19 protein-coding genes are annotated in these 22,726 nt (G+C 58.4%); 9 read left to right on the forward strand and 10 right to left on the reverse strand.

Features of this window, described 5'->3' with window-relative positions; all coding sequences use genetic code 11:
- Positions 1–3 precede the first annotated feature (3 nt).
- On the forward strand, positions 4–3,063 hold the full coding sequence (locus GA0061100_RS27610; RefSeq protein ID WP_075856052.1) for an efflux RND transporter permease subunit: 3,060 nt from the start codon (positions 4–6) through the stop codon (positions 3,061–3,063).
- Positions 3,063–4,304, forward strand: coding sequence for an alpha/beta hydrolase (locus GA0061100_RS27615; protein ID WP_244557967.1), 1,242 nt, complete (start codon positions 3,063–3,065; stop codon positions 4,302–4,304). The genes GA0061100_RS27610 and GA0061100_RS27615 overlap by 1 nt, the downstream gene beginning before the upstream one ends.
- Positions 4,305–4,444: 140 nt before the next feature.
- On the opposite strand, the gene GA0061100_RS27620 is transcribed toward GA0061100_RS27615, so the two are convergent.
- The 3 genes from GA0061100_RS27620 to GA0061100_RS27630 all read right to left on the reverse strand — a co-directional run bounded on the left by GA0061100_RS27620 (position 4,445) and on the right by GA0061100_RS27630 (position 6,491).
- On the reverse strand, positions 4,445–4,858 hold the full coding sequence (locus tag GA0061100_RS27620; RefSeq protein ID WP_075856054.1) for a hypothetical protein: 414 nt from the start codon (positions 4,856–4,858) through the stop codon (positions 4,445–4,447).
- Positions 4,859–4,966: 108 nt separating this feature from the next.
- On the reverse strand, positions 4,967–6,031 hold the full coding sequence (locus GA0061100_RS27625) for a tetratricopeptide repeat protein (RefSeq protein ID WP_075856055.1): 1,065 nt from the start codon (positions 6,029–6,031) through the stop codon (positions 4,967–4,969).
- Positions 6,032–6,098: 67 nt separating this feature from the next.
- Positions 6,099–6,491 carry an Ivy family c-type lysozyme inhibitor gene (locus GA0061100_RS27630; protein ID WP_075856056.1) on the reverse strand — a complete coding sequence of 131 codons (393 nt, stop codon included), beginning with the start codon at positions 6,489–6,491 and terminating at the stop codon, positions 6,099–6,101.
- A gap of 450 nt (positions 6,492–6,941) precedes the next feature.
- On the opposite strand from GA0061100_RS27630, the gene GA0061100_RS27635 reads away from it, so the two are divergent.
- The 5 genes from GA0061100_RS27635 (at position 6,942) to GA0061100_RS27655 (ending at position 12,692) form a co-directional block, all read left to right on the forward strand.
- Positions 6,942–7,817, forward strand: a complete 876-nt coding sequence (locus GA0061100_RS27635) for a hypothetical protein (protein WP_143525545.1) — start codon at positions 6,942–6,944, stop codon at positions 7,815–7,817.
- A gap of 77 nt (positions 7,818–7,894) precedes the next feature.
- On the forward strand, positions 7,895–8,692 hold the full coding sequence (locus GA0061100_RS27640; protein ID WP_075856058.1) for a lysozyme inhibitor LprI family protein: 798 nt from the start codon (positions 7,895–7,897) through the stop codon (positions 8,690–8,692).
- Between the two features lie 131 nt (positions 8,693–8,823).
- Positions 8,824–9,282, forward strand: a complete 459-nt coding sequence (locus GA0061100_RS27645; RefSeq protein WP_143525546.1) for a hypothetical protein — start codon at positions 8,824–8,826, stop codon at positions 9,280–9,282.
- Positions 9,283–9,695: 413 nt separating this feature from the next.
- Positions 9,696–10,721, forward strand: coding sequence for a DUF4424 domain-containing protein (locus tag GA0061100_RS27650; protein WP_075856060.1), 1,026 nt, complete (start codon positions 9,696–9,698; stop codon positions 10,719–10,721).
- 81 nt (positions 10,722–10,802) lie between these two features.
- Positions 10,803–12,692 (forward strand): DUF4344 domain-containing metallopeptidase, encoded by a 1,890-nt coding sequence (locus GA0061100_RS27655; protein ID WP_143525547.1) that lies wholly within the window; start codon positions 10,803–10,805, stop codon positions 12,690–12,692.
- Positions 12,693–12,764: 72 nt separating this feature from the next.
- Here GA0061100_RS27655 and GA0061100_RS27660 read toward each other — a convergent pair whose 3' ends face one another.
- Positions 12,765–13,796 carry a helix-turn-helix domain-containing protein gene (locus GA0061100_RS27660; RefSeq protein ID WP_075856095.1) on the reverse strand — a complete coding sequence of 344 codons (1,032 nt, stop codon included), beginning with the start codon at positions 13,794–13,796 and terminating at the stop codon, positions 12,765–12,767.
- 329 nt (positions 13,797–14,125) lie between these two features.
- Between GA0061100_RS27660 and GA0061100_RS27665 the strand changes: the two genes are divergently transcribed.
- Entirely contained in the window at positions 14,126–14,704 is a 579-nt protein-coding gene (locus GA0061100_RS27665; RefSeq protein ID WP_075856061.1) for a TetR/AcrR family transcriptional regulator, read from the forward strand.
- Positions 14,705–14,782: 78 nt separating this feature from the next.
- Here GA0061100_RS27665 and GA0061100_RS27670 read toward each other — a convergent pair whose 3' ends face one another.
- Genes GA0061100_RS27670 through GA0061100_RS27685 form a run of 4 tightly spaced genes read right to left on the reverse strand, consistent with a single transcriptional unit; the run spans position 14,783 to position 18,546 of the window.
- A complete protein-coding gene (locus tag GA0061100_RS27670; protein ID WP_075856062.1) occupies positions 14,783–15,997 on the reverse strand; it encodes an MFS transporter in 1,215 nt (404 codons plus the stop codon).
- The gene (locus GA0061100_RS27675) at positions 15,994–17,097 is read right to left on the reverse strand and encodes a flavin monoamine oxidase family protein (RefSeq protein WP_075856063.1); all 1,104 of its coding nucleotides are present in this window, start codon (positions 17,095–17,097) and stop codon (positions 15,994–15,996) included. The genes GA0061100_RS27670 and GA0061100_RS27675 overlap by 4 nt, the downstream gene beginning before the upstream one ends.
- Complete coding sequence (locus GA0061100_RS27680; protein ID WP_075856064.1) at positions 17,094–17,798, reverse strand: cupin domain-containing protein; 705 nt, start codon at positions 17,796–17,798, stop codon at positions 17,094–17,096. Before GA0061100_RS27680 ends, GA0061100_RS27675 begins: the two co-directional genes overlap by 4 nt.
- Before the next feature lies 1 nt (position 17,799).
- Positions 17,800–18,546, reverse strand: a complete 747-nt coding sequence (locus tag GA0061100_RS27685) for an SDR family oxidoreductase (protein ID WP_075856065.1) — start codon at positions 18,544–18,546, stop codon at positions 17,800–17,802.
- Between the two features lie 106 nt (positions 18,547–18,652).
- Between GA0061100_RS27685 and GA0061100_RS27690 the strand changes: the two genes are divergently transcribed.
- On the forward strand, positions 18,653–19,573 hold the full coding sequence (locus GA0061100_RS27690; protein ID WP_075856096.1) for a LysR substrate-binding domain-containing protein: 921 nt from the start codon (positions 18,653–18,655) through the stop codon (positions 19,571–19,573).
- Between the two features lie 135 nt (positions 19,574–19,708).
- Here the strand turns inward: GA0061100_RS27690 and GA0061100_RS27695 are convergent, their stop codons facing one another.
- Together GA0061100_RS27695 and GA0061100_RS27700 are read right to left on the reverse strand one after the other, a co-directional pair.
- On the reverse strand, positions 19,709–21,142 hold the full coding sequence (locus GA0061100_RS27695) for an adenylate/guanylate cyclase domain-containing protein (RefSeq protein WP_075856066.1): 1,434 nt from the start codon (positions 21,140–21,142) through the stop codon (positions 19,709–19,711).
- Between the two features lie 148 nt (positions 21,143–21,290).
- Entirely contained in the window at positions 21,291–22,253 is a 963-nt protein-coding gene (locus GA0061100_RS27700; RefSeq protein ID WP_075856067.1) for a class 1 fructose-bisphosphatase, read from the reverse strand.
- Positions 22,254–22,726: the final 473 nt, after the last annotated feature.

A 22,726-nucleotide genomic window follows, 5' to 3' on the forward strand; every position in this document is an offset into this window, starting at 1 on the left:
CCCGTGAAAAAATTCAACCTGTCCGACTGGGCGCTCGAACATCGTTCGCTCGTCTGGTACTTCATGATCGTCTTCATTCTGGCCGGCGCATTTTCCTATATCGGCCTCGGTCGCGAAGAAGATCCCGCCTTCACCATCAAGACCATGATCATTCAGGCGCAGTGGCCTGGCGCATCGGCCGAGGAGGTGACCAAGCAGGTCACCGACCGCATCGAAAAGAAACTCGAGGAGCTGGATTCGCTCGACTATACGAAGAGCGAGACGGTTGCCGGCCAGACGACCATTTTCGTCGAACTTCTGCCGACGACCAAGGCCAAGGATGTCAATGCCATCTGGATGCGGGTCCGCAACATGGTCGGCGACATCAAGGGCGATTTTCCAAGCGGTGTCGTCGGACCGTTTTTCAACGATAACTTCGGCGACGTCTATGGCAATATCTATGCCTTTACGAGCGACGGGCTGACGCAGCGCCAGCTTCGCGACCTGGTCGAGGATGCACGTGCAAAAGTGCTGACGGTTCCCAATATCGGCAAGGTGGATATTATCGGCGCGCAGGACGAGGCCATCTATCTCGAATTTTCCACGCGCAAGATCGCCGCTCTCGGTCTTAACCAGCAGTCAGTCATCGACACGCTTCAGGCACAGAATGCCGTGACGCAGTCGGGTTTCGTCGATGCCGGTCCCGAGCGCATCGCCTTGCGGGTGAGCGGTCAGTTTACGTCCGAGGAAAGCCTCAAATCGATCAATCTCCGCGTCAACGATCGCTTCTTTCCATTGACCGACGTTGCGACGATCAAACGCGGCTATGTCGATCCGCCTTCATCCCTGTTCAGATTTAACGGGCAGCCGGCCATCGGGCTTGCCATCGGCATGAAGACCGGGGCAAATCTGCTTGAATTCGGCAAGGCGCTCGACAAGGAAATCGAGCAGGTCACGGCCGATCTTCCGATCGGCGTCGACGTCCAGCGCGTTTCCGATCAGCCTGCCGTCGTCGACGAAGCGGTGTCGGGTTTCACGCGGGCCTTGTTCGAGGCGATCGTCATCGTGCTGGCGATCAGCTTCATCAGCCTTGGTGTTCGGGCAGGCCTCGTGGTTGCCATTTCCATTCCGCTTGTGCTGGCGATCACCTTTCTTGTCATGGCCTACACCGGCATTTCCATGCAGCGTATTTCGCTTGGCGCACTCATCATCGCGCTTGGCCTTCTCGTTGATGATGCCATGATCGCCGTCGAGATGATGGTTGCCCGGCTGGAAGTGGGCGACGATCTGAGAAAGGCTGCGACTTACGTCTATACCTCGACGGCCTTCCCGATGTTGACGGGCACGCTTGTAACGGTCGCGGGCTTTATCCCTGTCGGACTCAACACCAGTGCTGCCGGCGAATTCACATTCACTCTCTTCGTGGTCATCGCCGTTTCGCTCCTGGTCTCATGGATCGTCGCAGTGTTGTTCACGCCGCTGCTCGGCGTGACGATCCTTCCGAAAACCATGAAATCCCACCATGAACAGAAAGGCCGCTTTGCGCGCGTCTTTGCCTGGCTCCTGAACCTCGCCCTGCGTTGGCGCTGGATAACCATCGGTGCGACCGTAGCTGCGTTTGCCCTCTCCATCGGCGGGATGAGCCTGGTGCAGCAACAGTTCTTCCCTTCCTCCGACAGACCTGAACTGATCGTCGACTGGAACCTGCCGCAAAACAGCTCCATTTCCGAGACGAACAAGCAGATGGCCAGGTTCGAACGCGAGATGCTGGCGAACAACAAGGATATCGATCATTGGACGAGCTATGTCGGACAAGGCGCTCCTCGCTTCATCCTGTCCTTCGACGTGCAAACGCCCGACGTCTCGTTCGGCCAGACGGTGATCGTCACCAAGGGGCTTGACGTTCGCGACAAGGTCAAAGCCGAACTGCAGGATTATCTGACAAAGACCTTCCCTGGAACCGATGCATTCGTGAAGCTGCTCGACATCGGTCCTCCGGTCGGCAAGCCGGTACAGTACCGGATCAGTGGGCCTGATATCCAGAAGGTCCGGGATATCACCCAGCAATTTGCTTCGATCGTCGGTCAGCATCCCTTGCTGTCCAACATGACCTTCGACTGGAATGAGCCTTCCCGCGTCGTCAAAGTCGACGTTCTGCAGGACAAGGCGCGGCAATTGGGCGTCTCGTCGCAAGATATCGCAACGGCTCTCAACGGCATCGTCGAGGGAACGGCGGCGACAAATATTCGGGACGACATCTATCTGATCGATGTGATCGGGAGAGCCCAGACGGCCGAGCGTGGCTCGATCGAGACGCTGCAGAACCTGCAACTGGGCGGTTCCAACGGCAAGTCCGTTCCCCTCTCGGCAGTCGCCAATTTCCACTATGAGCTGGAGCAGCCGACGATCTGGCGGCGGACGCGCATACCGACCATCACCATCAAGGCCGCGGTCGTCGGATCGACGCAACCGGCGACGATTGTCAACGAACTGAAGCCGAAAGTCGACGAATTCCGCAAGGCGCTTCCGAGCGGCTATCATATCGTCGACGGCGGCTCGGTCGAAGAAAGCGCCAAAGCGCAAGGGCCGATCGTAGCTGTCGCGCCGCTGATGCTGTTCATCATGGCAACGATCCTGATGATCCAGCTGCAGAGTTTCAGCAGGCTCTTTCTGGTGTTCGCTGTCGCTCCAACAGCGCTTATCGGCGTGGTGACCGCACTCCTCTTTAGCAACGCGCCCATGGGGTTCGTCGCAATCCTTGGCGTGCTTGCCCTCATAGGTATCCTGATCCGAAACTCGGTAATCCTCGTCGTGCAGATCGAGCATCTTCGAAGCGAGGGCGTGCCGGCTTGGCAAGCCGTCATCGAGGCGACGGAGCATCGAATGCGGCCCATCATGCTGACGGCCGCGGCGGCAACGCTTGCGCTGATCCCGATCTCCAGGGAGATATTCTGGGGTCCGATGGCCTATGCGATGATGGGCGGCATCGTCGTCGGTACGGTTCTGACGCTGCTTTTCCTTCCCGCCCTGTATGTTGCCTGGTTCCGCATTCCCCGCGACGACGCGCAGCATGAGGCGATCTGATGTCTGAAGCTCGAAGAGTGACCTTTGCTCCCAGGCGGTCATGTCTTTCTGTCCTGATGGCCCTATCGATGTTGGCCGGATGCGCGGGACGGCTGGAGAATGTTCTCCAGCCGGTCGCAGCCAAAGGGCCAGGCACGAGCACTGTGGACATGATCGTGGCGACGACCCGCCAACCGACCGACAAGCCGGGGGAGCTCTACTCCGGTGAGCGCGGAACGGCGATTTCTCTCAACGATATCGTCGTTTCCATTCCTCCGGATCGAAACCGCAAGATTGGCGAAGTGCAATGGCCATCGCATGTGCCCGCCAATCCTGAGAAGGAGTTTGCAGTCCTCAAGGTCGGAAGGGTGACCTCCGAGCGCGACATTTTCGAATGGTTCGGCAAGAACCGCAATGCCAAGCGCCAGGTCGTCATTTTCGTGCACGGCTTCAACAATACCTATTCCGACGCGGTCTTTCGTTTCGTGCAAATCATCCATGATTCCGGAACGGATGCCGCGCCGATCCTCTTCACCTGGCCCTCGCGCGGCAATGTCTTCGACTACCTCTATGATAAGGAGAGCACGAATTTCTCACGGCGGGCGCTGGAGGATCTGATCCTGCAGTCTGCCAAAAGCCCCGATGTCGGGGAGGTGACGATCCTTGCCCATTCCATGGGATCCTGGCTGACGGCGGAAGCGTTGCGCGGCGTTGCCATGCGCAACAAGACAATTCCGGCGAAGGTAAAGAATGTCATCCTGGCGTCGCCCGACATCGATATCGACGTCTTTCGCCGGCAGATGATCGAGATGGGGCAGCAACGTCCGCACTTCACGATCTTCTCGTCGACAAGGGATAAGGCGCTACAGGTTTCGCGATGGCTCTCCGGCGGGGTCAACCGTGTCGGTGGCTTCGATTCAACGCCCTATGCCGCGGATTTGGCCAAGCTCGGGATCACAGTCGTTGATACGAGTTCCGTTAAACCCGACGATGCGCTGGGCCACAATACGTTTGCGGACAATCGGGATATGGTGCAGTTGCTTGGACGGCGGCTGGCAGGACAGTCGCTGGACACCGGACAAGTCTCGCTTGCGGATCGGGTTGGCATAGCCGCCGTGCGAACCGCTGACTTGGCGGGCTCCGCCGCGAAAGTTGTGGTCGCCGCTCCCATGTCTATTGTCAGCGATGATGCGAGACAGGTGTTGAAACAGCAGCTTTCTTCAGGGTCGTCACCCATCGTCGATGGGCGTATTTCCTACTGAGCTGCGGCAGCCGACAATTTGTGCCCCGGCGAACACGGCCTCTCAACTCGAAGCGCGCGGCCGCATGTAGCGGCCGGCTCAAAAAGCGATCGACGTACGGTGAGATTAGACATTCGCACGCGCGTAGAATTGCGGGAAGCTCAATCGGCCACGGAATTGACGACGCGGCAGAGATTGTCGCTCATGTTGGGAGCAACCTGGCCCTGCGGCACCATGAAGAGAGCGTCAATCCGGCTACCCTTGCCGCTCTTTCTGACGACGACGCGAAGGGTCTGAGGGCGACCCGAACCGGTCGTTTCCTGCTGTGCGGTGAGCGTGCCGAGTTGTTTTTCGGCATTCACATCCACAAAACCCTCGGCCAGGACCGCCCGCGATACCTTGTCAAACGCAACGGCCGGGCTGACTGACGGGAATTCCATCCAGGTCTTATAGGTCACACCGGTCACGAGCGGAACACCGCTGCTTTGATAGTGCTGCGAGCATGTGCTGGCAGCAGCAGCCGAACTGATAGAGATGGTGGCGAGCGCGAAAGCGTAAAAAGCTGTCTTATACAAAGCGAAAACGTCCTCTGTTGATAATGTGACAATGGGTTTAGGGGGCAGGGTAGGAAAGCCGCGGCGGCCAATCCCAGGCGGGATGCGTAGCGGAGCTGGCGATGGTATTCATCTCTTCACCGATTCAATCGCCGACAGCATGTTGGCGCGGTGAGGATCATCGGTCGCCGCCAGTTCGAGTGCCTTTTGAAAATCGGCCAATGCGGACTTAAAGTCCGATTTGCTTCGGTAAACCTCGCCTCGCACGAAATAGGTCGAGCTTGATCGATCGTTGAGTTCGATAGCCTTGTCGAGGTCGAGGAGCGCCTGATCGTTCCTTCCGATCTTGAAGTAGGAAAGACCGCGATTGCTGTAGGCATAGGGATAGGACGGATCGCTTTCTATGGCTTTCGTGAAATCCGCAATGGCGCTGCCGAAGTCGCCGGTCATGTTGTAGGCATCACCCTGATCGTTGAGCGCTCTTGTGTTGAGGGGGGTCAGCTGCAAGGCACGGGTATAGTCGTCGATCGCTGCACCGTAGTTACCGTCCTTTACGTACAGACCGCCTCGCTCGACATATGCAACCTCGAAAGCCTGCTGCAGCATGCCCGACAGTTCAGGCTTGAGAGCAACGGCCTTGTTGAGATCGACCAGAGCCAGATCATATTTGTTTTCCGCAAGATAGCCGTTGCCACGTCCGGCATAGGCTTCCGCAAAATCGGGAGCAAGTGCGATGGCCTTGTTCATATAGCCGATCCTTGCTTCATGATCGCCATTGCGATCAGCGAGGGTGCCGAGGATGAGATAGGCCTCTGGATGGCTATCCGGCTTCAATTCTATCGCCTTCTTGGCGTCGGCGACGGCCTTCTCATAATCCCCTTTCGCAAACTCGGCATCACTTCGCCCCGCATAGGCGATGTCCGAATTTGCATCGAGTTCCAGCGCTCGGCTGAAGTACTCCTCGGCCGGATCCGGTTCGTTGCCGTCAATCTTGATATAGCCGACCCTGCTATAGGCAAGCGATCGGTTTGCGCCTGTTTGAGTGTCTTCCTGAGCGATGGCGAGGCAAGTCGATAAACTGTTGCATGGGGACGTATCGTCACTTCGTGCCGTCGCAGAGCCGGCGGACGTCGACTGTTGTGTCCCGGTCTGCTCGGTTGTCTGCACATCGTTTGCATCTGCGCGTGATGTCATCGCTAGCGGCGCTCCAAGAAGAGCACAGCACAGGAAGCTCGACAGCTGCATCGGAACGCGCACGCGACTACTCCGCCAGAGCCTTGTCCAGCGCGGCCTTCTGTGCTGCGGAAGGGTTGCCCAAGTAGAGCTTTGGGCTCTTCTCGTCCTGGATCTCCGCCCATGCCTGCGTTCCATCCGCCTTAAAGAGGATTGCCGCCTGGCCATCGTTTGTCGCGTGCTGCTTGGCAAGGATGCTGATCGAGTAGTCCAGCGCGTCGATGGATATGGTCTTGACCGGTTCCGCTATGAATCTGTTCTCGTCGCGCACCCAGGCAGGCGTTCCCTTGGCCGATGACAGCATGGCCTTCCATGACTTGGCATGAGCTGGATCTTTCAGAAGATCGTAGAAATTGGTGTCCTCGGCGTGGGCGATGCCCGCCATGCCAGCAACCGCAAGAATGAATAGGAACTTACGCATGAATCGGTGTTTGCCCTCTCACGACAGCGGATCACAAAAGGGGAGGCACATCGTCTCAAACGGAACCTCTGTCGCAGTCGCGATATCCGCATAGCCCGATGGCGTGATCGATGACAGCCGATTTCCGAATTCTGAACGCAAGTGCACTTGTTATGGATGATCCTGCACTGCCCGAGCGCCGAACGTGAATGCCGGCTCGGCAGGCTCATGATGCGGCCAGCAATTTCAAGCTACGGTCCGGAAAAAGCGATTGTCGCGAAAGGAAGCGGTGCAAGCCCGCTGATGCGCTTTTTTTCGATGTGGAATACCGCGAAAGCGCAATTCTAGACGGATGTGCACTCGAGATGGAGGGGAGTAGACCTCACGCAGGTCCGCATGTCTTGAACGGTACACAGGCGTTGAATAGACATCCCTGTATTTTTCACTGATGTTCATGTCTTCGAGGCCCTATTGATTACTCCCAAGCGTATCTTCCAACTGTCGGCCGGTCGTACTTTCCTTGTATTGGCCCTTCTTTTGGGTGGCGGTCCGATTGCGGCGGGCCAGGGCGCAGAGGTTGCGCCGAGCATACGGTCGCGGGTTCCGGGGCTTGAAATTGCGCTTCTATCACAATTGCCCAAAGCGCCTGCCTCGGCCCAATCCCGGGAGGAATGCGACGCGCTGGTCGTTCCGAAGAGCGCGGGCGGAAAGACGGCCAATGCTCTCGGCTGGGGAGTGACGGGAGAAGCAAAGCTCGGATCCTATGATGCTGTTAGCTTTGCCGGCGAATTCGAACCTTCGACCGCCGGTGCCTGTGAGATCAGTCAGGGCAATATCGCGCTCTTTAGCGGCACGCAGCTTTTCGCCATCATCTATGCAAATAAGAACAGCACGCTATCGATCGGCAGGATCATCGCGGCCAAGGACAGCCTGCGTATTGTCGATGGCGACCTTGTCCAAACGCCTATTGGCGACGTTCGGCTCGTCGATGGCCGCGCGATTGAAGTCGAGCCTCTGACGAAAGAGCAGTCCGTCTGTGGCGGACAGGCCGTGGTGCCGAATGTTTATGGCAAGCCCGTCGTCGAAGCCCGCGCGGCGATCATTGCCGAAGGGTGGGAGCCGTTTCGCAGTCCCGCTCCGGCCTATCAGGATTTCGTCGGCGACAATATTCGCAAGAGCGGGATCATCGAGGCGACCGATTGCTCGGGCACGGATCTGGCATCCTGCAGCTACTATTATCACAAGGGCGACATGGAGCTAAGCCTCACCAGCTACGGTGATAGCAAGCCGATGGTTTCGGACTATGAGGCCACCTGCGAACGATCCAAATGGCATAAGGCGAATTGACAGCCGCGCCCGGCAGAACCAATAGAGGAGCGCAGCTCACCATGTGTCGTCACCATTCCATTGCAAGAGTTCGACTGATGATCGCGGGCCTTCTGGCGATCCTGGGAGTGGGGCTTGCAACTCCTTCCTGGGCAATCGACTGCACCAAGGCGAGTGATCCGATCGATAAGAGAATCTGCGGCAATGCCGGCCTCAAGGCGGCCGACGCGGCTATGGGGCAAGCCTATGCCGCGCTCCTCAAATCAGCGTCGGATCCGGAAATCCGCTCGATGCTGGTGAATAGCCAACGCCGTTGGATCGCGGCACGCAACGAAGGGCTGAAGACCGGCTCGGATGGTTCGGCCATCCCGGCCGGAAAGCTGCGACAAGCGATCACAGACCGCACCGCGCAGCTCAGCGATCAATCAGAGAAGGGGTTGGTCATGCAAGCTCAGGCGCAGCGCCGTTTTCTTGCAAAATACACCGGGGGCGCCTTTGCCGGCTTCGATACGAGTTGCGAGTTCATTCCCAACGACAGGGAGGGGTCGAGCTATTCCTATCAATGCAGCGGCGCCATGCACGTCCAGAACAAGACCCGCCTTTGCAGCGCCAGCACGGAATGGGCCAGCTGGTCCCTCTATGAATATCATGCCGTCAGCACCATCGAAGGCGACAATGCGAAGCCCGCCGCTCTGTGCGACGACCAATCGGGCGATATCTGCGGCGGCGGCAAGGATGTGACCTGGACGCTCAACCCCGACGCGGATCAACATTTTCCATCGCCGAAGACGAACTTTGCCAAACTCGATGTCGAAGGCATCTGGCCGCTCGAAACGACGGATGCAGCCTGGTTCGACCAGTGCCTGACAAGCCCGATCTATCCGACGGCGCAGTGAGGGCAGCTTGGGAAGCGACCCAGGACAAGGCGGAACGAACATTCAGCGCCTGGATCTCAGGTAGGCGACATAGTGAAACTCCGTTTCGACGGCAGAGAGAACCAATGGATATTGTTTTACCAGATGGATCCATGACTAAGACGACGAGGCCCCGGCGAGCGCTCCATGTCGGTCCATGGCTCGCCGCCGCTTGCCTATTTCTTATCGCCCGCACAGCGCTTGCCAGCGGATCCCTGCCGCCCGAACCTCTCGTGGCCGGCCCTTTTTCGAGCTTTGCCGCATGCCTGACCTATCTGACGGAGAAACATCGGGAACAGATGGCCTTGGCCATGCCAGAGCCCGTCGCAATGCAGGAGGGCGGCACACGTCAAACCCTGGTCTCGACCAAGGGTATCTCGCAAGGGCCTGGTGAACAGGCCCTCTATGAGGCCGAGGTCAATTATCAGAACCGCACCGTGGATGCGCCAACACGGTCGATCGTCACCAATAACTCCTGGGAGCGTTATTCCCTAAGCTGTCACGGCGCAGTCTTTAACGGGACAGTTCAACGCGGTTACGCGCTTTCGGCGGTTGAGCAGATGCCGCGGTAAATCCGGTTCTTTCGAACGGGGGGCGAACTTTGAGTGTTCTGGCGCAGGTTGCCTTCAAATTCTGAGGACCTGCTCGTCAGCTATCACGATGGATTCTCGGAAATATGGACGGATGTACACCTACGAAAGACGCGCGGAGATCGGTGCGGGCAACGCGCTCTGATAAAGGCCTTCGAGCCCTGCGCTCCCATGCCCGCAATGCCTTTGCAGGGTAGATCAGATATCGTCCTGAATCACGGCGGATCATGCAAAATTCAAGCTCGAAGCCTGACATCTCCAGTAATCGAAATCCGTCGCGATCCCGTGGGCGCAACGATCTGCGGATAGATGACTGCCGACCGGTCACCAGCATGGCTCGTGACGGACTCTACACGCCGCCCCTGCCATTCCCGTCAATTTAGAAAGACCTGGTCATGCGCTTTAGCCCGCTCGCCTGTATTGCCATTGTACTGCTATCCACCCCAGCCCTCGGCGACGACAGCTCGGCCACGCTCGGAACCGGCGGCCTGGTCCTTCAGAAAACGGACAGGATCGCACTCGTCTCGGAGGATCTGTACCTGTCCGCCGCAGGCATTCGCATTTCCTACCGCTTCCGCAATCTAACGAACGCAGACTATACGACGACCATCGCCTTTCCGATGCCCGCATTTCCGGGCGGCGGATCCAACTCCACGACCGTCGTTCCCGACCCGGCGAGCGATAATTTCATGAAATTCCAAACCGTGGTCGATGGGCAACCCGTTGCCTCGCAGCTTGAACAGCGCGCTTTCCTCGTCGCGGATGGGCAGCCGGACGAGGAGATTACGGACAGGCTCAAGGAGCTGCATATATCTCTGGTGCCGACAGCCGAGGCCACCGAGGCGGCGATCGGTCGCTTGACGAACGCGCTGCGCAAGGAGTTGGTGGATGCCGGTATCTTTGATACCGGCGAGGGCGATTATAACGGACAGCCAGCCACTCTCTATCCGCTCTGGACGCTACGATCCAAATATTGGCGAAGCCAGACCTTCCCGAAAGGGAAGGAGATCGTCGTACAGCAGACCTATGTGCCTGTCGTCGGCAGTCAGTCGACGCTGTCGCTCGGCGCTCCGGACATGGACGCGGATCAGCTTAAATCCTATCGCGAGAAGTTCTGCACCGACGAAACCTTCTTGAAGTCGGCCCGCTCTCTCTACAAGCGGATATCTGATGACAATGCCAAAGGCGTTCAGGCTTTCGAGCAGTATCTTTCCTATGTCATCACCTCGGGCGGCAATTGGGCCGGGCCGATCGGCGATTTCAAGCTGATCGTCGACAAGGGCGATCCCAAAACGCTGGTCTCCTTTTGTGGCAACAGCGTGAAGAAGATCTCTCCGACGCAATTCGAGATGGATATCAAGAATTATGCGCCCGACCGCGACATCGACGTGTTGCTGCTGCGAACCGTTTCCGGGCAGTGATTTTCCGACATGTACAAACGCCTTCTCATGCCAAGCATGTCCTCTTCTACGACAGTCCACCTGGAGAACCGGAGCTCGCCGATGATGAATTTCGCCTTGAGGCTTTGCTGTTCCAGGAAAATCTTCTTTGCCCTGGCTCTTCTCCTGGCCGTTCCATTATCCGCATCGATCCAGCCTGCTTTCGCGCAGTCTTCAAACCAGGATGCCGCTCAGCCGGAATCTGAAAGCGCCGGCTCGATCGAGGATGCGCTTAACATTTGGGAGAGGCGGCTCACGCAGGAAGGGCTCATTCTGCTCGGTTACTATAATGGCTTTGCCGACGGCTCCTTCGGGCCGAGTGGCCGCAACGCGATCGCAAGCTATCAGCGCGATCATAACCGTCCGGCCACCGGCAAGCTTTCGGCCCAGGACGCGCTTGAGTTGGGAGGGACGGCACTCGATCTGCGCAAGCAACTGCAATGGCGCGCACTGGACAGTTCCCTGACAGGCATGACGATCTCCTATCCCGCAGGCTTGCTGACCAAACGGCAAGGCAACACGCTCGGCGGTGAAACCCTGCAGACGGAGGATGGCGCCGTCGGGCTGAAGACGGCACGTTTTGCCAATAGTGGCCCGGGCGATATCGATGCAGTCTATCAAAATCTTGTCAGTGAGCAGGGCAGCACGATCACCTATCAGCTCAAGCGTCGAAACTGGTTCATCGTCTCGGGTACGGCCGGGGATCGTAAATTCTATTCGCGTTTCGAGCAGAGAGGCAGCGAAATCCGCGGCTATGATCTTAGCTGGAACGCCGACAAGAACAGCAAGATCATCGAAAACATCTCCGTGTTGATTTCCAACGGCTTTTATCCGTTCGGAGAAAATCCGGCTGACGGCGATCCGAGCTACCCGACATTGACGAAACTTGCGGATCTCGCAAGCGCCAGCGGCCGCGGATCTGCATCAAATGGCAATGGTTCGGCAGACAGTTCGACCGACGGTCAGACGCAATCGGAGCAGAGCAATGGTTCCGCTGACAGCCAAACGGCGCAGGCTGGCGGCGATGACGGGCTTACGGAACAGAAGGACGGCGCACTGCCGCCACCTTCGGACGGTTCGTTGGTGACATCGGACGGCAAGGGATTGCGCTTCGTCTATCACTATTTTCCGCCGGAAGATTCAAAGCTGAATTACGCCTACAAATGGGCCGTCGATACCCACCTCTTTTTGAACATTCCCGAAATCGACGGTCTCGACGGACTTTTCGTGACGCCGCGTCCGCTGCACTACGTCACGCGACAATGCGATACGGTCAATGCATTTTACAACAAGAAGAACGGCGCGGTCTTTCTCTGCTATGAGATGATCGACAGTCTCCTGCAGATGGGCAAAGCGCTGTCGAAAGGCGCATCGGACCCGGAGGCGTTGACGATCGAGTTCGTCAAGGACAATCTCCGCTTCATCCTGCTGCACGAATCCGGCCACGCATTGATCGACCTGCTGGATATTCCTGCTGTCGGCCGCGAAGAAGATTCCGTCGATCAGCTCGCCGCGGTCCTATTGCTTTCGCATGTCGATGATAATGAAACCAAGAACGATATTGCCCGCGTTCTCCAACTGGCGTCCGTCTGGTTCAAGGTCAACAGCCAATCGTCGAGCACGCCGGATACGGCGTCGTTTGCGGACGAGCATTCGCTCGATGCGCAGCGCTACTTCAACCTGCTCTGCATGGTCTATGGCCTTGATCCGACAAGCAACAGTGCGATTGTTGACAATGGCATGCTGCCGAAAGAACGGGCGGCCCGCTGCCCCGACGAGGCTTCCAAGATCAATCGTTCCTGGGCACGGCTGATGCTGCCGCATTTCTCGCCAAGATTCCAGCCGAAGTCGGATGACGGCAGCGGCAGCCAGCAGAACGCGGCGACCTCCCAGCAGCCGACAGGCGGCAACCCGCTCGAATGGGACGGAAAGGCTAACCCGTTCGGCAAATAAGTATCGTCGACGTCGACACCACTGCAAACGAGAGAATGACGGATGGTGTCGGCTGTCGCCTGACAGATGTTTTCAGTTGCCGGGTACGCCGAAAGGCAAGGTCCAGCCCGCAGGCCGAGTATCATCCTCTCGACGGCGATGAGAAACAATGTGCTTCAGCGATGAGCCGGCGCGTATATTCTCCAAAGTGTCACCGGGAGTATGACCGAATTCGGCTTTGAACAGGCGGTAGAAGTATTTTTCGTTCGAGAAGCCATGCCGCCAGGCGATCTCGGCGATATGAGGCTGCGACCGATTGGGATCCGCCAGCATTTGGTAAGCGCGATGCAGTCTCCTGCGCTGTATTTGCCGCATGACCCCACCGCTGCCTTCGAACAGTTGATAGAGTTTTGCGCGCGACAGGCCGACGTCCCGGCAAATCCGATCGGGCGTAAGATTGGCATCCAGCAAATGCGCATCGATGTAGCGCAGGATCCGATTGAAGAGCGCATCTCTTATCGGGCTGGCTGCTTCAACGACCGTATCCGGCGTCAGCGAAACCGAAGCGGTCAAAAGCTGCAAGGTCGATTGAACGACATAGGGGACTTCATGCTCGCCCAGGCTTGCAAGGTTTCGCGACAACGAAAGGAGATGGTCTCCAAGGAGACGACCGACGCCACCTGCGAGAGTCAGCCCGTGCAAAAGCTGGGTGCGGCTCGGCAGGAGATCTCTCGGCACCACCAAAGAAATCACTTCACCGGCGGCAACCATACCTTGGTTCACTTGAGCGGCGTCAAGAACGAAAAGATCACCAGCCGATTTTACGGGTCGATCGGTGGTCCATCGGCACAGGAATTGGCCGCTCACCATCAAGGTGAAACGGAAGAAATCCTGACCGTCGCTTCGTATATGTCGCTCTGTTCGATTGACCTCATAGGCGGAAGGTCGGGCCTGATTGAGCCACCGCCTGGCGGATAGGATAAGGGGACCGAGAGCCGCACCGCTTGCTTCAGCGTCGAACGCGATAGGAGCATCATCCCGCAATATGCAATCGCAGTGATTGTCGCTGACCCAAGCGTGAAACCGATCTTTTTCAGGAAAGTCGAGGGTCGAAAAATTGAACATCAAGGTCGAATATATCTGGGTCACGGGGACTGTTTGCTTATAGGCCCGGGGCCTTTGAGCGATAGGTAGAGCAACCGGAGAATGCGACAATGGGGTTACGAGCAAACGTTTTGCGTGCTCGCACCAAATCTCGTCCGGCAGCCTTGCGGCAGGGAAATGCGACGGGATGGCTTTCCGTTACATTCATGGATTCACGCAGACTTAGGAAGCACCATCGGCGCCGATTTGACTATTTAGATAGAACGGTCAGTATAGAAAGTCCATATGGGAATCGCTGGACAACGAAGCATAATCTGTCCATTGCAGAATGAACTTCGCCTGAGGCATCGATGAGCCCGAAAAAAGAGCAACTTATCCTCATTGCGACCGACCTGTTTTCGAGGCACGGCTTTCATCCGGTCGGCATAGACCGCATCCTGGCCGAAGCCGGTGTCGCCCGCATGACGCTCTACAACCATTTCCCCGGCAAGGATGACCTGATTACCGCGGTGCTCGATCGCCGCTATCACGACATCATGGCCAGTCTTCGGGCATGCGTTGAGCCGATGGCTTCGGCAAAAGAACAATTGAGAGCTATTTTTGCCTGGCACGAGGCATGGTTCGGCACCCCGGAATTTTCCGGCTGCCTTTTCGAGCGCGCACTTGCCGAATTCGGCACCGATTATCCAAAGATCTCTGCCGTGGCCATTCAATACAAGAAGACCATGACGGCATGGATGGCCGACATGCTGAAGACGCTTTTGCCGGAACCAGCCGCTGCGCGCATCGCTTCAATCCTGATGATACTTCTGGACGGCGCGACGATCGATGCTCGCGCTTTTCATGATCCGACCATCGCGACAAAAGCTTGGAATGCCGCCGAGGCCGTCATCGAGCAGGAAATACTGACTTCGATGAAGCCGGCGTGAGATCGGTTTCAAATAACGACACGCATGGAATCAAAAACTTGAAGTGCGTAGAGCGGATCTGAAAGATCGCGACGCACTTTAGTTCAACGACGCAGGCCATTTGTTCCGCGCCCAAACGAGAGGGACCAAAACCAGAGCGACTGCCGGTAGAACAATCCAGTTGATTGCCTCCCATCCCGAGCTGTGAAGCAGCGATCCGGAGAAGAAAGAAGCGCAAGCGACGGTTCCGAAGACGAGGAAGTCGTTTGCGCCCTGGACCTTGCTTCGTTCCGCAGGGGTATGGCAGTCGGCGACCATCGAGGTTGCGCCGATAAAGCCGAAGTTCCAGCCGATTCCCAGGAGTAGGAGCGATCCCCAGAAATGGGCAATGTCGAAACCGAAGAGCGCGACGGCGGCCGAGCAGCCGATCAGGAGAAGCCCGATGGCCGCAACGCGCTCCTTGCCAAACCGGACCATGAGGCGGCCGGTGATGAATGAAGGGCCGTACATGGCAAGGATGTGCCATTGGATTCCAAGCGCCGCCTGGTCGATGGAATGGCCGTGTCCGACCATGGCGACCGGGGAGGCCGTCATTACGAAGGTCATCAGGCCGTAGGAGACGACCCCACTCGCGATCGCAAGCAGATACCGGGGAGAGGTCAGGATCTGCAGGAGCGGGCGTTCGGCGGCGTCGGTTATGCCCTTCGATTTCTGTGAGGATGGCGCACGCAGGCGCCACAGGACAGGAAACGCCAGAGCGGCAAGCATCGCCTGGCTGATAAAGCTCCCGGCGAATGCCGTGCCGGGAACCGCGTCCCTGGTCCAGATGACGAGTTGGGGACCGATGATGGCGGCGATCAGGCCACCGACCATGACACGGGCGATCGCCCTCTGCGCTTCCGCGCCAGTCGCGTTGTCTGCCGCCGCAAACCGGTAGCTCTGGACGTAGGAGGAGTAGAAGCCGGCCATGCAGGTTCCGAGGCAGAACACGACGAAACTCGAGAGGATGATACCCGCAGCGGCGATCAGGCCCGAGATCATTCCGATCATCGTTCCGAAAAGATATCCGCGTCTTCGCCCGAACCGGCGCATGACATAGGCGGCCGGCAGCGTTCCGAGTGCAAGGCCGAGATTGAGTAAGCTTACCGGCAGGGTGATGAGGCCAGGATCGGGGGACAGATGCTGCCCGACGAGCCCTCCGAGCGAAATGACGATAGGGGCGTTTGCCCCACCGAACGCCTGAGCCACCGTGAGGATCCATGTATTGCGTTTGCTGGCGCTTGTATCGACCGGTTCCTTATGTGCGATGTTCATTTCAATTCCATTCGCGAAAGGATGTCGGCGACGGCACGTTTGGCGGCCACGACAGCTCCTGCGAGATATCCGGGCTCGGAAGGACTGGTTTCGCTTCCTGCCAACAGCAGACGGTCTTCCCAGGAGCCAGCGACCCATCGCGAGCTTCCCGACACGGGATGCGCGCCGCCCGTTCTGTCGGCGTCGGTGGCCGTGAACGGATCTGCCGCCCAGTCCTTGAAGACGGTCGCTTGCGGTGACTGCGCCTCAGCTCCGAACAGCCTCGTCAATTGCGCGATGCATGCAAGCTCCAGTGTTTCCTTATCGATTGTCGCCCGCGCTTCGGCGCCTACGCCGAGAAAGCCGAAGAGCGCGGGCCGACCTGAGGCAGAAGTCGCATCATGAATTTCGACGAGGGGGCCGACCATGCTCTGGGCTGTTCCGGAAAGTGCGTTCGCCCGCCAGAACGCCTTGTCGTAGATGGCGAAGAACTTTGCATGCGGGGCCATCCATGTCGGGGTCTCGCGCCAGCGGGCGGCAATCTCGGGATCTTGAGGGGGTACGAACATGACGGTCGCCTCGAGGAGCCGCGGAGGCAGGGCGGCGACCACGCGATCGGCATTGAAGCTCTCCGTCCTGCCGTCATTTGTTTGCAGCAACAGCTCGACGCCATCGCCCTTCAGCGCCATCACCGTCACCTTGGTTCCAAGAAGAATGCGCTCGGCCGGCAGCCGCCTTGCCAGCGCCCGCACGGCAGCACCCGTGCCGCCGGCGAGCCGCATCGACTGCTGGTCCTGTGTTACGGGCGAATATCTCTGCGGCTTTTCGCGCGACATCCGCTCGAAAACCACGTCGCCGGCGCTGTGCTGAGGGAAGGACTGCAGATCGAGCTCGTCGATGAGGGTCGCCATCGCCGGCTGCGTCAAAGGCCAGTACCAGGACGGGCCAAGATCGAAGCCATCCTCCGATGGCTTCCCGTCGTCGCCAACAGTCAGGATCCGGCCACCGAGCCGGTCACGACCCTCGATGAGAGTGACGTCGACGCCGGCGGAATGAAGCGCTTGCGCCGCATAGAGGCCCGAAAGCCCGGCACCTATCACGGCTACCTTGGAGGTCTTCATCTATCCGGTCCTTCCTGGGGCGGCGCATCGAACACCTGGACGTCTTCGTGCAGAAGCGGGGCGGACTTGTACCAAACGCGCGCACCTAGAGGGCCGGCCTTGGCATGAAGCTTCAGCCCTGCTGGAAGGCGCAGCCAGCTCCAAGAACCGAGAGTGTCGCCGCTTTCGGTGAAACCGCCGCCGATGACGAGCAGCTCCAACCCCTTAGGATTGGCGACCTCTACGTCGGCGCCTGCCTGCCACTCCTCCATCACGACGCGTTCGTTCGATCCTTCGAAGAGGACGGTCGACGACATGACACCGGAGCGAGGAGCGGCTGCCTGACCTTCACCGGGCAGCCTGACGATGCGTTCGCGGTCGGCCGCCTTGAACTGCCAGAGCTTGACGAGAATGGTGCAGCCGCTATCGCTCCTGGGGGCGTGTCCGGTTCCGGGTGGATTGCGCACGTAGGTGCCGGCTGGAAAATCGCCGCTCTCATCCTGGAACACGCCGTCAAGGACGAGGAACTCCTCGCCGCCGGGGTGCTGGTGGTGCGAGAAGCTGCTCTCTGGCGCGTAGCGGACGATGGAGGTTGCGCGGGCCTTCTCATCGCCGATCCGAAACAGCATGCGCCGTTCGACGCCCTTGGCGGGGCTGGGCACCCATTCGAGCGTGGCGGCATGGACGAGCGTGCGCTTGGTGAGATCTTCGTTCAATAGCATTTCAGAGCTCCGATCTGCCGCCGTCGATGACCATCTCCGCACCGAGCATGTAGCTGGAGACGTCGCTGGCAAGGAAGAGAACTGCGGCGGCGATCTCCTCCGGCCGTCCCATGCGTCCAACCGGCACTTGCGCGCCGACACGATCCGCATAGGCGCGAAACTCTTCCTCGGTCTGGTTGTTTCCGCGATGGATCGGCGTTTCGATCGAGCCGGGGCTAACCGCATTGACGCGGATTTTGCGATCGAGCAGCTCGGCCGACATCGTCCGCGCGAAAGAGCGGACGGCCGCCTTCGAAGCGGACAGGATCGCCCGGCCAGGGGTACCCACCTGGTTTAGCCAGGACGTGTTCAGGATGATCGAGCCGCCCTGGCGAATAAGGGGTAGGGCAGCCTGCACGGTGAAGAATGCGCCCTTCACATTGGCATCCATGATCTTGTCGTAGGTGGCTTCGTCCGTGGTCGCCAAAGGCGTGCCGAGCGCGACGCCGGCGTTGACGAACAGGATGTCCAGAAATGCGAAGGCTTGCTCGACTTCGGTTTTCATCCGGGCGAGATCGACAACCGAGGTGACATCTGCCCGGATCGCGACGACGTCGCCACCGAGTTTCGCTGTCGCCTGCGACAGCTTTCCTTGTGAGCGTCCGGTAATGGCGACACGCGCGCCGTTGTCCCGCAACAGCTGGGCGGCGGCAAGTCCTATTCCGCTCGATCCCCCGGTCACCAGGGCGTTCTTTCCTTCAAGAACCATAGCTCAATCCTCATGTCTACAATGATCCATACCTAGACCCCGCCATTTGCAATCACGAGGAAAAGCCACCATATCGGGAAGAAAGAAAATCTTTGTCGTGGCCGATATGAGAAACCTCACCAGATTGAAATCGCTGCAGGCATTGGAAGCAGCCGCAAGGCACGGAAGCTTCGTTGGTGCGTCCACGGAACTCGATGTCACGCCGCCAGCTGTCGGGCAGCTTGTCCGCTCCCTGGAAGACTGGGTCGGCTATCCGTTGTTCAAACGAACCCGCTCTGGTGCCGAACGGCTGACGCCCGTCGAGGAGGCGCGGGACGCACTCGACGATATCGCGCAGGGGTTGGACCTCCTTGAGTCCGGGCTGCGAAAACTGCGGGGCCGCAAGGCTCGTTCGGTCGTGGTGGTAACGGCATCGCAGGCGCTTGTCGCCAACTGGCTCCTGTCAAGGCTCGAGGACTTTTCGAAAGGCCATCCCAATATCGACGTTCGGCTTGATGTCTCGGATCGCGTGATCGACCTGTTCCAGGGAGAGGCCGATATCGGTATCCGATGCGGGCTCGGCTCATGGAAGGGCGTGAAATCCACCTTTCTCATGGGGGAGGAGATCATCGCCGTCTGCCATAACAAGCTCCTGCCGCCGGACCAGGAAGTCACGGCCGGATGGATCGCCGAGCAGACCCTTATCCATGATGGGACGCCGCACCCCGGCGGGGACTTTCCGACCTGGAGTGAATGGCTCGCCCGATCCGGGGCCAATCAACCTCTGGCCGATGGCGGATTGAAGATCAACTCGACTGCGGCCGTCATCCAGGCCGCTGTGACCGCGCGGGGCGTGGCCCTCGTGCGCAAGGCACTCGTCGCCCAGGAGCTGGAAAGCGGTCGTCTCGTCCATCTCATGCCGGAAGTCCGCTGGCCCGTGAAATGGGCCTATTACGTGGTCGCATCCGCGAAGGCTCTGCGCCGATACGAGGTAAGTGCGTTCCATGATTGGCTGGCTAGCCGCCACGCGGCATCATCAACCGTGTAGGCAACGTGGCATTTCAGGCCGCTGTCTATATTGAGCGATTAAGGTGAATGCGCATTGCGTAGCGGCGCGATCATCTGAGCGAATACAATGACTTCTGGTGCATAGTGGCAGTAGGGATTCATGTCGATCAGCAGGCTAGGGCTCTATCCGGGCTATATGATAAATCGACATGGCCTTGCTGACGCCCTTGAGTTCCGCCTCGTTTTTCGCGAGCGGGTAGGGCGCAATAATTTCCGCCACAGCCGGTGCGCGATACACGTCTTCCGTAATGCAAATCTCATCGCCATCGGCAAGGTTCTGCACCCGCGCCGCTATATTCACCGTCTGACCAAAATAATCGAGACGCTCGTTGAGCGTGACCGCGATCGCAGCGCCTCGATGCACGCCGATCTTGAGGATGAAATCACGTTGCAGGCGATCCCGGTTGAGCTGATCGACCGCCTCGCGCATATCAAGTGCTGCCTGCACCGCATCGGCGGACGTGAAGAATGCCGCCATTACCGCGTCTCCGATCGTCTTGGTGACGGCGCCATTGTGCCGAACAGTGGCGTCGAGAAGATGCTGGAAGTGCCGCTGTACCTGAATATAGGCGTTAAGATCGCCTATCCGCTCGTAGAGCGCCGTGGAGCCCTTGAGATCGGTGAATACGAGGGTAACGTCGAGAACCGCAATGCCCTCTGTGGCACTGATCACCTCCGAGCGAAAGAAGTCGCGAAAGGTTTGCGTCGTCAGCAGTCGCTTGCCGGACAGGGACGGCCCGAATTGAAGTCTCTCGCGCTGAAACGTCGCTGACGGAAGCTGCAGGATGCCGAATACCACGGGCAGTTTACCAGCATTGTGGACTTCGAACACGATCTTCCCGGGCGTGATGTCTGCCGCGGCAGCCACGCATTTGCCGCGGTCGAGCATGACCGGCACATGGGGTGGCGTCAAACCCGCCCCCTTTTCGACGGGAAAGAAAAATTGAGCGTCGCTTTCGAAATCCTGGCCCAGGAGTGCGCCTTCGGTGGCATCAACTTCAAGATTGACCGTAGAACCAGGCTCTATACGGGTAAGCACCCTCACCAGCTGTTTGGCGGCCTCGCTCCATGGCACCCCGTCCGGCATGACGCCGCCCGATGTCAGCTTATAATGGAAGACGTAATCCCAGGCTGAAAGCTCATCCGGTTGATGGAAGCGGATGCTGCGCACGGCGGGCGACACCGTAAATGTCACCGTGATGTAATCGTCCAGCGCGGCGTCGTAATCGCTTTGACACAGGTGGCAGTGAAAATGCGTGTGCAGTTTGCGCAGGCTCCTGAAGCTCTCGACGACGTCCGAGCACATCGGACACACAAGCAGCCAGTCCATATCGAATAATCCAGCCATGCACGCATGGAGAAAAAGATCGATCCCTTCAGCCTCGGCAATCGACTTTTCCTTGGCGAACTCAATCGGATTGATGCGATAAAGCGCCTCGTCAGTACCCGAGCGCAGCAGCGTCTCCAGCCGCGAGACGACGCGCGGGCTCCAGGATTTGGCCGTTTCGACCACGATCAGGCGTTCTTCAAGTTTCTTTTCGTCGATCATCGCACCGCACCGCGATAAAGCCTCGATCGTCCCCAACGTTCCGTCAGACGTCAATACACAATTCACGAGCTCGAGGCGAGCCCGTCAAGGCTTCTTGCGGGAGGTAGGGAGCAACCCCCGCACATCCAAGCGGAGCGTCGTTCGATTGCTACACCGTCTCGATCGTCCGCGCGATGCAGTACGCCTGACTGATCTTTGCGACTTCCTGGCGCGAGCCAAAAATCACCGGAACCCGCTGATGCAACGAGGTTGGTTCGATGTCGAGGATAGCGGTCTTCCCGGCGATGGCGGAACCGCCTGCCGCTTCGACCAGAAAGCCGATCGGATTTGCCTCATAAAGTAGACGCAGGCGGCCGCCGGAAGCGGGTTTGCTTCGATCGGCGGGATAGAGAAAGATTCCGCCGCGGTTGAAGATGCGATGTGTGTCGGCAACCATCGAACCGACCCAGCGCATATTATAGCCAGGGGTTCCGATGGACCCGTCGACATATTCGGTAATCACGTCGTCCCAAGACGGGCGGCGTGCCGCATTGATGGCGAATTCCTTGGTTTCCGGGGCGATCCTGGCATCCGCAGTCGTCATCACGTAGACGCCGTGCTGGTCCAGCGTGAAAATCTGTACGCCATTGCCGATCGCAAGTACCAGATTGGTTTGCGGTCCGTAAGCGGCGTATCCCGCCGCCAGTTGACTGCGGCCGTTTTTCAAAATCTCAGCCGCGGAGCTCGCCTCGATGATGGAAAAGATCGTTCCGACCGTTACGTTGACGTCAAGATTGGACGATCCATCGAGTGGGTCGAAGATCATCGCATATTCGCCAGCGGGATGAATGAGCACTTCGGCGTCGAGTTCTTCCGATACCGCGAAAGCAACTGCCGGCGATTTACGGCATGCCTCGAGCATGATCTCGTTGGAAAGTATATCGAGCGGCTTCTGCGTCTCGCCCTGGATGTTGATGGCATCCGTTGCACCCGTCAGACCTGACAATGACGAGCTTCTGAGCTTGTCCGAAATCTGCCGGGTAGCCTCGGCGATATTGCTGAGGATGGTGACCATATCCTCATTCAACAATGTTCCGCTATGGGCATCGAGATACGCTTCGAATGTCGTCATCAATGTTTTTCTCCTGCGGGAGTGGTATCGTTACGGAATTCAAACAACGCCCGGCGAAGTTGAGGCTGAGGCGCAGGCAAGGCGGCCCGCGCGGAGGTCAAAGCCTTCGACGAAATTCGGACGCAAGCCTCGGATGTCCAAACTCGAAATGATTTCAGCGGAAGGGCATGGCGGCTACCAGGCGGTCCGAGCGGTGCCGAGCGCATATGAGAGGCACGACGAAACGTGCACGGCGAGGGGTTTGACGGTGATGGCGCAATTTCCAGGACAGAATAGCTTATGTGCGTTCAGATGCTTCAGCAGCTCATCGACAGTGCGTTTGTCTGTAAGCGGAAATGAAATCGTCATTGCGCGTTTCCTACAACGGATGGAATAGCGTGGGGCAGTTAGGAGCGATTTTTTTCGCGCCGCAACAAGAATTTTTAAATGCGCAAATTAAAATCGATTAGCTTCGCATCTCGATTTTTTAAGAT

The sequence above is a fragment of the Martinezella hainanensis genome (genome assembly GCF_900094555.1).
In the GTDB taxonomy this organism is placed as follows: Bacteria; Pseudomonadota; Alphaproteobacteria; order Rhizobiales; family Rhizobiaceae; genus Rhizobium; species Rhizobium hainanense.

Coding starts and splice junctions, on each gene's coding strand:
- GA0061100_RS27625 (WP_075856055.1), bottom strand. CDS start 6,031: ATGACATCACGCGCAGATGCAAACGATGTGCAGACAACCGAGCAGACC.
- GA0061100_RS27695 (WP_075856066.1), bottom strand. CDS start 21,142: ATGATCGACGAAAAGAAACTTGAAGAACGCCTGATCGTGGTCGAAACG.
- GA0061100_RS27700 (WP_075856067.1), bottom strand. CDS start 22,253: ATGACGACATTCGAAGCGTATCTCGATGCCCATAGCGGAACATTGTTG.
- GA0061100_RS27630 (WP_075856056.1), bottom strand. CDS start 6,491: ATGCGTAAGTTCCTATTCATTCTTGCGGTTGCTGGCATGGCGGGCATC.
- GA0061100_RS27615 (WP_244557967.1), top strand. CDS start 3,063: ATGTCTGAAGCTCGAAGAGTGACCTTTGCTCCCAGGCGGTCATGTCTT.
- GA0061100_RS27640 (WP_075856058.1), top strand. CDS start 7,895: ATGATCGCGGGCCTTCTGGCGATCCTGGGAGTGGGGCTTGCAACTCCT.
- GA0061100_RS27665 (WP_075856061.1), top strand. CDS start 14,126: ATGAGCCCGAAAAAAGAGCAACTTATCCTCATTGCGACCGACCTGTTT.
- GA0061100_RS27675 (WP_075856063.1), bottom strand. CDS start 17,097: ATGAAGACCTCCAAGGTAGCCGTGATAGGTGCCGGGCTTTCGGGCCTC.
- GA0061100_RS27650 (WP_075856060.1), top strand. CDS start 9,696: ATGCGCTTTAGCCCGCTCGCCTGTATTGCCATTGTACTGCTATCCACC.
- GA0061100_RS27655 (WP_143525547.1), top strand. CDS start 10,803: ATGATGAATTTCGCCTTGAGGCTTTGCTGTTCCAGGAAAATCTTCTTT.
- GA0061100_RS27645 (WP_143525546.1), top strand. CDS start 8,824: ATGACTAAGACGACGAGGCCCCGGCGAGCGCTCCATGTCGGTCCATGG.
- GA0061100_RS27680 (WP_075856064.1), bottom strand. CDS start 17,798: ATGCTATTGAACGAAGATCTCACCAAGCGCACGCTCGTCCATGCCGCC.
- GA0061100_RS27670 (WP_075856062.1), bottom strand. CDS start 15,997: ATGAACATCGCACATAAGGAACCGGTCGATACAAGCGCCAGCAAACGC.
- GA0061100_RS27690 (WP_075856096.1), top strand. CDS start 18,653: ATGAGAAACCTCACCAGATTGAAATCGCTGCAGGCATTGGAAGCAGCC.
- GA0061100_RS27685 (WP_075856065.1), bottom strand. CDS start 18,546: ATGGTTCTTGAAGGAAAGAACGCCCTGGTGACCGGGGGATCGAGCGGA.
- GA0061100_RS27660 (WP_075856095.1), bottom strand. CDS start 13,796: ATGTTCAATTTTTCGACCCTCGACTTTCCTGAAAAAGATCGGTTTCAC.